The sequence below is a fragment of the Polaromonas sp. P1_G4 genome (assembly GCF_056405475.1).
The window spans coordinates 1-11,382 of the sequence record NZ_JBFUCA010000090.1 but is presented as its reverse complement, the minus strand read 5'-3'; the positions used below and the strand labels follow the sequence as shown (position 1 = coordinate 11,382).

Sequence of the window (11,382 nt, the reverse complement as noted above, 5' to 3'; positions counted from 1 at the left end):
CTGCTGCAGGAGGGAAACCGCCTGCGCAGCGAGGCGATCGCCCTGCAGAAGGAATCCCTGGCCGTGCAGAAGTCGCTGGTCGATGAAACCCGTGCCAACATTGTGAAAGCCRGCAAAGTCAATGATCAGGCGCTGGATATGCAGCGCCGCGCCAAGGTGGCCGTCAAGGTCATTTTCGGCATCGTATTTATTCTTGTTGTGTACCTCAGCTATTTGCTGTTTTTTAGATTGAACCTCCCGTGAAAGTTCTTGTTATTGGCGGCGGCGGCCGTGAGCACGCGCTGGCCTGGAAACTGGCGCAGTCTCCCAAGGTTCAGGCGGTGTATGTTGCGCCCGGCAACGGCGGTACCGCGCTGGATGCGCGCCTTGAAAATGTTGACATCACCGACGTGAAGGCGCTGCGCGAATGGGCGCTGACCGAGAAGATCGCGCTGACAGTGGTGGGCCCCGAGCAGCCGCTTGCGGCCGGTATCGTTGACGAGTTCCGAGCGCACGGCTTGCGGGTTTTTGGCCCGACCAAGGCGGCGGCGCAGCTGGAAAGCTCCAAGGCATTCTCCAAGGCCTTCATGAAGCGCCACGGTATTCCGACGGCCGAATACGAAACCTTCACCGACGCCGCGGCGGCCCATGCCTATGTGGACGAAAAAGGCGCCCCCATCGTCGTCAAGGCCGACGGCCTTGCGGCCGGCAAGGGCGTGGTGGTGGCCATGACGCTGCACGAGGCGCACGAGGCCATTGAATTCATGCTGGCACCGAACCCCGACTTCAACCCGCTTGGCGTGGCACATAACGAAGGTGGCGCGCGCGTGGTGATTGAAGAATTTTTGCAGGGTGAAGAAGCCAGCTTCATCGTGATGTGTGACGGCAAGAATGTGGCCGCCATGGCGACCAGCCAGGACCACAAGCGCTTGCTTGACGGTGACGAAGGTCCCAACACCGGCGGCATGGGCGCGTATTCACCGGCCCCAGTCGTTACCCCCGAAGTGCATGGCCGTGCCATGCGCGAGATCATCCTGCCGACCATCAAGGGCATGGAAAAAGACGGCATTCCGTTCACCGGATTTTTGTATGCCGGCCTGATGATTGATGCGGAAGGCAAGCCGAAAACACTGGAGTTCAACTGCCGCATGGGCGACCCGGAGACGCAGCCGATCATGATGCGCCTCAAAACCGACCTGTATGAGGTGATGATGGCCGCCACCTCGGGTGCGCTGGACCAGATCGAGCTGGACTGGGACCGCCGGCCGGCCCTGGGCGTGGTGATGGCCGCGCACGGCTATCCGCTGAACCCTCGCAAGGGCGACGTGATTCATGGCCTGCAAAAAGGAACCGATGCAGCCGAAGATTCGATGGTTTTTCATGCCGGAACTCGCAAGCAGGGCGACGCGACGGTGACGGCTGGCGGCCGGGTTTTGTGCGTGACGGCGCTCGGCAGTACGGTGAAAGCCGCGCAGCAACGTGCCTACGAAGTCGCCCAGGACATCGGATTTGATGGCGCGCAGTACCGCAAAGACATCGGCTGGCGCGCGGTCAAGTCCTGATCACGCAATGCGCGCTCGTTTTTTCTTCCGCCCTTCGGGTAACACTGCAGCATGACCGATATTCCAGGCGTTCGAGACTTTCTGCTGGCGCTGCAGCAGCGCATCACCGGCGCCGTTTCCGGGATCGACGGCCAGTCCTTCACGGCGGACCATTGGCAGAAAGCGCCAGGCGAGACGCTGCAGGGCAATGGCATCACCATGATCCTGGAGCAGGGCCAGGTGTTTGAGCGTGCCGGCTGTGGGTTCTCGCATGTGCGGGGCCCCAAGCTGCCGCCTTCGGCGACGCAGCACCGTCCGGAGTTGACAGGCGCACCTTTTGAGGCCCTGGGGGTTTCGCTGGTGTTTCACCCGCGTAATCCCTACGTGCCGACAGTCCACATGAATGTGCGCATGCTGGCCGCGACCCCGGTGTCAGGCTCGGGCGAGCCCGTCTGCTGGTTTGGCGGCGGCATGGACCTGACGCCTTATTACGGGTTTGAAGAGGACGCGGTGCATTTCCACCAGACCTGCAAGGACGCGCTGGCACCGTTTGGCGACGACAAGTACCCCYGGTTCAAACAATGGTGTGATGAGTACTTTTACCTGAAGCACCGGCAGGAGCAGCGCGGAATTGGCGGCGTTTTCTTTGACGACTTCCAGGAGCTGGGGCTGGACCGGAGCTTTGCCCTGATGCAGGGTGTGGCCGACTCATTTTTGCAGGCCTATTTGCCAATCGTTGAACGGCGCAAGGACACACCGCATGGCGAGCGGGAGCGCGAATTCCAGCTTTACCGGCGGGGCCGGTATGTGGAGTTCAACCTTGTATGGGACCGCGGCACGCACTTTGGTTTGCAGTCCGGGGGGCGCACGGAGTCGATCCTGATGTCCATGCCGCCGCTGGCGAGCTGGTCTTATCAGCGGGGCGTAGAGGCGGGCAGCCCTGAAGAGCGCCTGTATACGGAGTTTTTGCCGAGACGGGACTGGGTTTGATGGCAACGCCGTCACCGGCGCAAAAGCGCATCGGCATGTTTGGTGGTGCGTTTGATCCGCCGCACAGTGCGCACGTTGCACTGGTGCAGGAGGCGATCCGGCAGTTTGGCCTTGATACCCTGTACGTTGTTCCGACCGGCCACGCCTGGCACAAGTCACGCGCCCTGAGCGCGCCGGCTCACCGGCTGGCCATGGCCAGACTGGCTTTTGGCGATATTTCTGGCGTTCGGGTGGATGCGCGCGAGGTTGAACGCAGCGGGCCGACTTTCACCATTGACACGCTTTTGGCGCTCCAGGAGGAGAATCCGGGCGCCCAGCTTTACCTGTTCATTGGCGCAGACCAGTTTGCCGTCTTCAGGCAATGGCACCGGTGGCAGGACATTCTTGACCTCGCTATAATTTGTATAGCTGATCGCGCACAATCCACGCTGGCTGGAGCTCAATTTGAGTCCTACGAAAGCCGCAGCAACCGTTTTGTCCTGCTCAATCTTCCCCTGATGCCTGTCAGCGCCACCCAGATTCGCCAGTTAATGGCCTCCGGAGCCGCGGTGACAGGGGGAATTACCCAGTTGGTCCCTGAAGCCGTTGCGCGTTATATTTCACTTCACCAGCTGTACGGTTCCCATTAATTTCCCACTTTATCGAAGCAAAACACTGCATGACATCCACCACCGTCAAAACCTCCGCCGCCGCCGACAAAAAGGACGTGCAGAAACTGCAGCGTGCCATCATTGACGGTCTGGAAGACGTCAAGGCGCAGGACATCCAGGTGTTTGACACGGAGCACATTACGTCACTGTTCGAGCGCGTGATCATCGCCTCCGGCAGCTCCAACCGTCAGACCAAGGCATTGGCCGCCAGCGTGCGGGATGCCGTGCGGGACGCAGGTTTTGCCAAGCCTCGCATCGAAGGCGAAGACAACGGGGAATGGATCATTGTCGATTGCGGCGCCGCCGTGGCGCACATCATGCAGCCGACCATTCGTCAGTACTACCACCTGGAAGAGCTGTGGGGCGACAAGCCCATCAAACTCAAGCTGGGCGCGCCCGCGCCGCTGGTGAAGGCGTCGAAGGCCGATGTCGAGCTGGAAGCCAAACCCAAGGTTTCCCGCGCCGGCGCGAAAACTGCGAAACCAGGCGCAAAGACCTCCGCGAAGTCGGCGGCCAAAGCACCTGCAAAGGCGCCGACTGCCCCCGATTCAAGCTATGTGGGCCGTGTTGGCAAGACCAATGACTGGACCGCCAAGCGCAATGCCGCCACGCCGGCTACCGAACCAGCCGCAAAGCCGGCACGGGCAGGCGCCAAAGCGGCTCCTGGCAAGTCATCGGCAAAGCCTGCGGTTAAAACACCGATTGTCAAAGTGCCCGTAGCCAAAAAGGTGGCGGCGAAGAAAACAGCAGCGAAAACCGCCGCTAAAACGGCAGCCCGCAAACCCGCCGCCAGGAAAACTCCGTCCCGGAGAAAATGAGGCTCACGATCGTAGCGGTCGGCCAGAAAGTGCCCGACTGGGCGCAAACGGCCTATGACGACTACGCCAAGCGCTTCCCGCCTGAGTTGAAAGTCGAGCTCAAAGCCGTCAAGACCGAACCGCGCGCCTCCAAGACCCTGGAAAACCTGCTGTCGGCTGAGCGCGGGCGCATAGAGGCCAGCATCGCCCGCGGCACCCGCGTCGTGGCGCTCGATGAACGCGGCACGGCCGTCACTACTGTGGCACTGGCTGAACGGCTCAAGGCCTGGCAACTCTCCGGTGACGACGTCGCCATCGTTATCGGCGGGCCCGACGGGCTGGACGCCGGTTTCAAACAGTCTGCGCATGAGCGTCTGCGCCTCTCAGACCTGACCTTGCCCCATGCCATGGTGCGCGTGCTGCTGATTGAGCAGCTTTACCGTGCCTGGAGCATCACCATTAACCATCCTTATCATCGCGAATAGTCCCGTCCATGGCTGACTTCATCTACCTGGCCTCGCAAAGCCCGAGGCGACGGCAATTGCTGGAACAACTCGGCGTGCGTCACGAACTGCTGCTGCCGGACGCCGATGAGGACGCTGAGTCGCTGGAGGCGGTGCTTAAAAACGAGGCACCCGCTACCTACGTCCAGCGTGTCACCGGCCTCAAGCTCGATGCGGCAATCGCCCGCATGAAGCGGCGCAAGCTGCCGCCGGCGCCCATCCTTTGTTCGGACACTACGGTGGCCATGGGTCGGGTGATTTACGGCAAGCCGGAGGACGGGAAAGACGCGGCCCGCATGCTGCGCGAGCTTTCGGACGGCACGCACAGGGTGCTGACCGCGGTGGCGGTGCAGTTCGGGCGCCGTCGTTTCGAGGCGCTGAGCACTTCGCGTGTCAGTTTTGACGCGCTGACGCCCGCGCAGATCCGCAGTTATGTGGCCAGTGGCGAGCCCATGGGTAAAGCCGGCGCATATGCTGTGCAGGGCAGGGTGGCGATGCACATCAGCCGCATCGATGGCTCCTACAGTGGCATCATGGGGCTCCCGCTGAGGGAAACCGCCCGGCTGTTGCAGGCCGCGGGTATTCGTCTCTAGCGCCTCTAGCCAACTCAATCTTCCAAAAGACATGCAACAAGACATCCTGATCAACTGGTCTCCCCAGGAAACSCGGGTGGCGATGGTCGAACACGGCGCAGTGCAGGAGCTTCACGTTGAACGCACCCTGGAACGCGGCCTGGTCGGCAATGTGTACCTGGGCAAGGTCGCCCGCGTGCTGCCCGGCATGCAGTCGGCCTTCATCGACATCGGCCTGGACCGTGCAGCCTTTCTGCACGTGGCAGACCTCATGAGCAGCATCAACAGCCGCCATGCCGACTCCGACGCACAGGCCGCCGGTGGACTTATCGCACCGGCCATGGCGTCGCTGCAACCGATTGAAAAGCAGCTGTTCGAAGGGCAGGCCGTCATGGTGCAGGTTCTCAAGGACCCGATAGGCACCAAGGGCGCACGGCTGACGGCACAAATCAGCATTGCCGGCCGGTTGCTGGTGTTTTTGCCGCAAGACAACCACATCGGTGTGTCGCAAAAAATACCCCCCAGGCAACGCGAAGAGCTTCGTCAACGGGTTCAGGCCCTGACTGCGGACATGGGTGGCGGATTCATACTGAGAACCAATGGCGAGGACGCGACAGACGCTGAACTGGCAGAGGACATCACCTACCTGCGCAAGACCTGGGGACGGATCAAGGATGCGTCTGTGCGTTTACCCCCCGCTTCCGTGCTGCACCAGGACCTTAATCTGCTGCAACGCGTGCTGCGCGACCTGGTGGTAGAGGAAACGCAGACCATCCGCATTGATTCACGTGAGCAGTTTGAAAAGCTGAAGGCGTTTGCTGTGGAGTTCATGCCGGCAACCGAACCGAAGCTGCAGCACTACGGCGGCGAACGTCCTATTTTTGACTTGTTCAACATTGACGAGGAAATTGCCAAAGCACTGGGCCGGCGGGTCGATCTCAAGTCAGGCGGTTACCTGATCATCGACCAGACGGAAGCGCTGACAACCGTCGATGTCAATACCGGCGGATTTGTCGGCGCCCGCAACTTCGACGACACGATTTTCAAGACCAACCTGGAGGCATCGCAGGCGATTGCCCGACAGCTGCGCCTGCGCAATCTTGGCGGCATTGTGATCGTTGATTTCATCGACATGATCAAGGAAAACCACCGAGATGCGGTGCTGACCGAATTTCAAAAACAGCTTTCACGAGACCGTATCAAGACCAGTGTCAACGGTTTTTCTGCGCTGGGCCTGCTGGAGATGACGCGCAAGCGCACCCGCGAATCGCTGGCCCATCAGCTTTGTGAGCCCTGCGCCGCTTGCATGGGCAAAGGCGTGGTTAAAACGGCGCGGAGCGTGACCTACGACATCCTGCGCGAAATCCTGCGCGAAGCGCGGCAGTTCAACCCGCGCGAATTCAGGGTGGTGGCTTCGCCCAAGGTGATTGAACTTTTCCTCGACGAAGAAAGCCAGCACCTGGCCAGCCTGAGCGACTTCATCGGTAAACCCATTTCCCTGCAGGCGGAAGCGGCGATGGCTCAGGAACAATACGACATCGTGCTGCTGTGACCTTCATGCCTCTTTCAATGTTCAGCCAGAACCGCCAACCCATTCCCATCCTGGTCTACCACCAGATTGCCGAGGCTCCGCCCAAGGGCAGCAGTCCGTTTCGCGGGCTCTATGTGGCACCCGCGGCTTTCGCGCGGCAAATGGCCTGGCTCAAGCGACTGGGCTACACGGGCGTTTCGATGAGCGGCCTGCTGCCTTACCTGCGCGGCGAGCGTAGCGGCAAGGTGGTTGGCATCACATTTGACGACGGTTACCGCAACAACCTGACCCAAGCCCTGCCGGTGCTGGTGAAGCAGGGCTTTTCGTCGACCTGTTATGCAGTCAGCGGTCTGCTCGGGAAAACCAATATCTGGGACGGGGGCATAGGCATCCCGCAGACCCCGCTGATGGACGAGGCCGAGATCCGCCAATGGGTGGCGGGCGGGCAGGAGATAGGCTCGCACACCCACAGCCATGTCAATCTAATGGAAACCGACGAGCCGGGCTGCCGCGAGGAGATGGTGCTGGGAAAGACCGGGCTGGAGGCCGTCTTGGCCCAGCCGGTCGAGCATTTCTGCTATCCCTACGGCCACTACGAGGCCAGGCACGTCGAGCTGGTTCGGGAGCTGGGGTTTGCCACCGCCACCACCACGCAGCGCAGCCGCTGCCATGCTGGCATGAACCTGCTGCAGCTGCCGCGGGTGCCGGTGCTGCGCTCGACCACCTTGCCGGTGTTCTGGCTCAAGATCGCCACGGCCTACGAGGACCGCCGGAAAAAATGAGCCCGCCTGATTCTTCCTCCAGGAAACTGCGCGTCGCCGTCTTCAACCGAACCTTCTCGCCCACCGGCGGCGGCGCAGAGCGCTATTCCATCGCCCTCGTCGAGCAGCTCTCGGCCCGGCACGAGATGCATGTGTTCGCGCAGGACATCGACCACAAGTGGCCCGGTGTGACTTACCACAAGGTCTCTTCCCCGCTGCGCAAGCCGCGCTGGGTGAATCAGCTGTGGTTTGCCACGGCCACCTGGTGGGCGACACGGCACGGCTTCGACGTGGTGCACTCGCATGAAAACACCTGGCACGGCGAGGTGCAGACGGTGCACGTGATGCCGGTCAAACACAGCCTGTTCCGGGGACGCCGCGGCCTTCGCCGCTTCTTGCGCTGGATCAAGGTCGTGACCAGCCCGCGCCTGCTGGCTTACCTGGCACTGGAGCGCGCGCGCTATATCCCGCGCCCGGGCCGGYAAGTGGTGGTGACGTCCGAAAGCCTGCGGCCCATCATGGCGGCTGCTTACCCGGACAACAGCGCCGCGATTTCAGTGATCACGCCGGGGATCACGCTGCCCAGCTCGATGAACGCTGATCGCAAACGCCAGGCGAGGGCGCTACTGGGGTTGCCGGCAGAGGGCACCTGCCTGCTGTTTGTGGGCAACGATTACCGCAAGAAGGGCCTGGAGGCCTTGCTGCAAGCCATGACGCGGCTGCCAGCCGATGTGGTGCTGGCGGTGGTGGGTAACCCTGCGCATATTGCCGAATTCCGCGCACTTGCCGGAACACTCAAACTCGGTGCACGGGTGTTTTTCCTGGGTGCGCTCAAGGACGTCAGCCCGGCCTACGAGGCCGCCGATATCCTGGTGCACCCCACCTTCGAGGACACTTTTGCGATGGTGGTGCTGGAGGCCATGGCCCACGGCCTGCCGGTGGTGGTCAGCGGGCCGAATTACTGCGGTATTTCCGGCCTGCTGAGCCAGGGTGTGAATGCCTTGATGCTGGACGATCCCCGGGATGCGGGYGAACTGACGCGGGCGTTGGGCGATTTGCTTGCCCAGGCGACGTTGCGGGAAACGCTGGCGGACGGCGCCGTGGCCTTTGCCGCACACTACCAGTGGCGTGAAATCGCGCTGCAGCAGGAGGCGCTGTACCTTTCAGCTGTGGCGGCAAAGATCGCGGGTTCCTGAAGCCGTCAGGTGGGTCAAGCCACCAGTTTGAAATGCTTGCGGCTGAAATCCAGCCCGGTCAGCGTTTCCACCTGCCGCATGAAGTGGTATTTGTTTTCCTTGGGCGTGGGCTTGTAGGCCGGGTCGATGTTCAGGACCGGTTCAGCCTCAGTGGCCAGCCATTCCTGCACCGCCTGGGGGTGCGTGCCCTTAAAAGGGGCGAGCGCGCGGCGATCAAACTGGCTGTAGGTGATTTGCGCCGCTGAGGCCTCGCCCCAGTACTTGCTGACCTGATCCAGTTTCTTCTGCATTTCCTCGTTGCGCCGTATCCAGCCGTAGTGGTAAATGTGCGCACCGGCAAGTGCGCCCTGGGGGTTACGCCCCCGTTTGTGCTGTGTAGTGACCAGCCAATACTGGCCATCGGGTGCATAGCTTCGAATGGTATTGCGGATCAAACGGCATTCGCGACGGTACCATCCCGGGCTGATGGAAATCCAGTCGGGAGAGCCATAAAAGTGATGGTAGTCAAACACCAGCGCTTCGACTGCGGGATTGAAGTGATGGCGCTCAACACTGGCCCGAATGGCGGCAAGCTCGCCTTCGTGTACCACTTCATCGCCCTCCAGGTAGAACGCCCAATCGCCGGTGCAGGAGTATTGGGCGATCATTTTTTGCTGCGCATAAACAAAACCGCGGTCTGCCATGCGTTCGTTCCACAGTGTTTCGATGATTCGGATTTTCGGGTCGTTGATGGCCTTGACGCGTTCCAGCGTGTCGTCCTCGCCCTTGCCCACGGCCACGACGAATTCATCGACCAGGGGCAACAGGGAGCGGATGGAGGCCTCAAAGGGAAAGCCCAGGCCCACGCCGTTGCGAATAAAGGTAAAGCCGCTGATGGAGACTGGCATCGGGAATGACTTTCTAGGCTGCGCCCTGGAAGCCCAGGCGGTAAAGGTGGGCATAAGCGCCGTTGTTCTGGAGCAGCTCAGCATGGCTGCCTTGCTCGACGATGCGGCCGGCGTTCATCATGATGATGCGGTCGGCATGCTGGATGGTGGACAGCCGGTGGGCGATGATCAGCGAGGTGCGGCCCGCGGCCAGCCGCTGTATGGCTTCCTGTACGGCTTTTTCCGACTCGGTGTCCAGGGCCGAGGTGGCTTCGTCGAGGATGAGCACGGGCGCATCCTTGTACAGTGCCCGGGCAATCGCCAGCCGTTGGCGCTGGCCGCCGGACAGCTGCATGGCGTTGTGGCCGAGCACGGTGTCTATGCCCTGCGGCAGTTCCTCGAGCAACTGGCCCAGATTGGCGGCGGTCAGGCAGCGCACGATCTTGTCACTGTCGAAAGACTGACCCAGCGCGACGTTGAAGGCCATGCTGTTGTTGAACATGACGACGTGCTGGCTTACGAAGGCGAACTGCGAGCGCAGCGAAGCCAGGTCCCAGTCTCGTAGTTCCGTGCCGTCCAGCAGTATGCTGCCGGCGCTGTAGTCGACAAAGCGCGGAAGCAGGCTGGCCAGCGTGGTCTTGCCAGAACCGGACGAGCCGACCAGCGCCACGGTCTCGCCGGCGCGTATCGCCAGGCTGATGCCGTCCAACGCCGGCGGCGTATCCGGCTTGTAGACAACGCTGACGCCTGAAAATTCAATGTCGCCGGCGACCCTGGCCGTGCTGAAGCTGCCGCTGCTTTCGTCCTCGATGAGGTCGACCAGGTCCAGCCCGCGCTCGATCGCCGCCAGCCCGCGCGTGATGGGCGTGGCACCGTCGGACAAGCTTTTGATGGGGGCGATCAGCAGCAGCATGGCCGTCACGAAGGCCACGAAGCCGCCCACAGTGGTGGTGTTTTCCGAGCCCTGGAGCAGGGCGATGGAGATGACGGCCGACAGCGCCACTGCGGCCAGCACCTGGGTGATGGCGCTCATGCCTGCGTAGGCGACGGTGGATTTGATGGACAGCCGCCGCAGCGTGTTGCTCAGCGCCTCGAAGCGCGAAGCCTGACCGGCCTGCGCGCCATGCAGCCGCACGTCGCGGTGAGCCAGCACGTTCTCTTCGACGACATAGGCCAGGTTGTCCGTGGCCACCTGGCTTTCGCGGGTCAGCCGGTAAAGGCGGCGCGTCAGTAGCTGAATCACCAGCGCGACGGCTGGGAACAGCAAGGAGACGATCAGCATCAGCTTCCAGTTCAGGAAGAGCAAGTAAGCCACCAAGGCCACCAGCGTGAGAACGTCGCGCGCCAGCTTCATGACCGCATTGATCATCATCGACGAGCCGTTGAACACCTCGTAGACAACGGTGTTGGCGATGGCGCTGGAGGACTGGTCCGCGAACAGCGACAGGCGCGAGCTCAGCAGTTTGCCGAACATCGCCCGGCGCAGCGACTGGAGGCCCTCGTTGGTGACCTTGGCCAGGGCGTACTGCGCCAGAAACCCGGAGAGTCCCCGCAGGGTGAATAGCAGCATCAATGTCAGTGGAACCAGCCAGAGATTGAATGAGTCCCGCTGAAATCCCCGGTCCAGGAGTGGCTTGAGTAATGCCGGTACAAACGGCTCGGTTGCCGAAGCCACGATAGTGGCGCCAATGGCTAATGCCCATCCACCGCGTGAGCTGCTGAAATAAGGCCAGACTCTCGCAATCCTGTGCTGCAGGGACGGCTTTGATKGTGAATTCAAGGAGCCTTTTTCTGTGCTGCTGCTCATGCTGTTGCTTCGTTTTTGGATTGACCAGCAGATTCGTGCGTCGGGCTGCGGAGCCCTAAAACCAGCAGCAAACCGAGCAATACACAGAAAAAATCCCCGATCAGCGCGTCATAAATGGATGCATTGAAAAAGCACGAAGCGGCCAGTGCCAACAAAGTGGACTGCACCGCCCGGGCATATGGTTTGTCC

At 61.5% G+C, this 11,382-nt stretch carries 12 protein-coding genes and 1 pseudogene; 10 read left to right on the top strand and 3 right to left on the bottom strand.

The annotated features are described in order from the left end of the window. The 10 genes from AC1D1X_RS06760 to AC1D1X_RS06715 all read left to right on the top strand — a co-directional run. Positions 1-243: hypothetical protein (locus tag AC1D1X_RS06760; RefSeq protein ID WP_477698018.1), on the top strand; the 243-nt coding region annotated here is incomplete at its 5' end. After that, positions 240-1,541 carry a phosphoribosylamine--glycine ligase gene (purD, locus tag AC1D1X_RS06755; RefSeq protein WP_477669485.1) on the top strand — a complete coding sequence of 434 codons (1,302 nt, stop codon included), beginning with the start codon at positions 240-242 and terminating at the stop codon, positions 1,539-1,541. The genes AC1D1X_RS06760 and purD, both read left to right, overlap by 4 nt. Before the next feature lie 51 nt (positions 1,542-1,592). After that, positions 1,593-2,510, top strand: a complete 918-nt coding sequence (gene hemF / locus AC1D1X_RS06750; RefSeq protein WP_477698017.1) for an oxygen-dependent coproporphyrinogen oxidase — start codon at positions 1,593-1,595, stop codon at positions 2,508-2,510. Further along, entirely contained in the window at positions 2,510-3,139 is a 630-nt protein-coding gene (gene nadD, locus AC1D1X_RS06745) for a nicotinate (nicotinamide) nucleotide adenylyltransferase (RefSeq protein ID WP_477649511.1), read from the top strand. The genes hemF and nadD overlap by 1 nt, the downstream gene beginning before the upstream one ends. Positions 3,140-3,168: 29 nt before the next feature. Beyond that, positions 3,169-3,978, top strand: a complete 810-nt coding sequence (rsfS, locus tag AC1D1X_RS06740; protein WP_477669487.1) for a ribosome silencing factor — start codon at positions 3,169-3,171, stop codon at positions 3,976-3,978. Further along, positions 3,975-4,442 (top strand): 23S rRNA (pseudouridine(1915)-N(3))-methyltransferase RlmH, encoded by a 468-nt coding sequence (rlmH, locus tag AC1D1X_RS06735; protein ID WP_477659088.1) that lies wholly within the window; start codon positions 3,975-3,977, stop codon positions 4,440-4,442. Before rsfS ends, rlmH begins: the two co-directional genes overlap by 4 nt. Before the next feature lie 8 nt (positions 4,443-4,450). After that, positions 4,451-5,053 carry a Maf family protein gene (locus AC1D1X_RS06730; protein WP_477669488.1) on the top strand — a complete coding sequence of 201 codons (603 nt, stop codon included), beginning with the start codon at positions 4,451-4,453 and terminating at the stop codon, positions 5,051-5,053. Positions 5,054-5,084: 31 nt separating this feature from the next. Further along, the gene (gene rng, locus AC1D1X_RS06725; protein ID WP_477698016.1) at positions 5,085-6,584 is read left to right on the top strand and encodes a ribonuclease G; all 1,500 of its coding nucleotides are present in this window, start codon (positions 5,085-5,087) and stop codon (positions 6,582-6,584) included. A 5-nt stretch (positions 6,585-6,589) separates the two neighbouring features. Then, complete coding sequence (locus AC1D1X_RS06720) at positions 6,590-7,345, top strand: polysaccharide deacetylase family protein (protein ID WP_477698015.1); 756 nt, start codon at positions 6,590-6,592, stop codon at positions 7,343-7,345. Further along, positions 7,342-8,520 carry a glycosyltransferase family 4 protein gene (locus AC1D1X_RS06715; protein WP_477698014.1) on the top strand — a complete coding sequence of 393 codons (1,179 nt, stop codon included), beginning with the start codon at positions 7,342-7,344 and terminating at the stop codon, positions 8,518-8,520. The genes AC1D1X_RS06720 and AC1D1X_RS06715 overlap by 4 nt, the downstream gene beginning before the upstream one ends. Before the next feature lie 14 nt (positions 8,521-8,534). On the opposite strand, the gene AC1D1X_RS06710 is transcribed toward AC1D1X_RS06715, so the two are convergent. The 3 genes and pseudogenes from AC1D1X_RS06710 to AC1D1X_RS06700 form a co-directional block, all read right to left on the bottom strand. Then, entirely contained in the window at positions 8,535-9,407 is an 873-nt protein-coding gene (locus AC1D1X_RS06710) for a glycosyltransferase family protein (protein ID WP_477669491.1), read from the bottom strand. A 13-nt stretch (positions 9,408-9,420) separates the two neighbouring features. Then, the gene (gene msbA / locus AC1D1X_RS06705; RefSeq protein ID WP_477698013.1) at positions 9,421-11,193 is read right to left on the bottom strand and encodes a lipid A export permease/ATP-binding protein MsbA; all 1,773 of its coding nucleotides are present in this window, start codon (positions 11,191-11,193) and stop codon (positions 9,421-9,423) included. Next, positions 11,190-11,382 (bottom strand): annotated as a pseudogene (locus tag AC1D1X_RS06700) (O-antigen ligase family protein); the annotation flags it as partial. The gene msbA and the pseudogene AC1D1X_RS06700, both read right to left, overlap by 4 nt.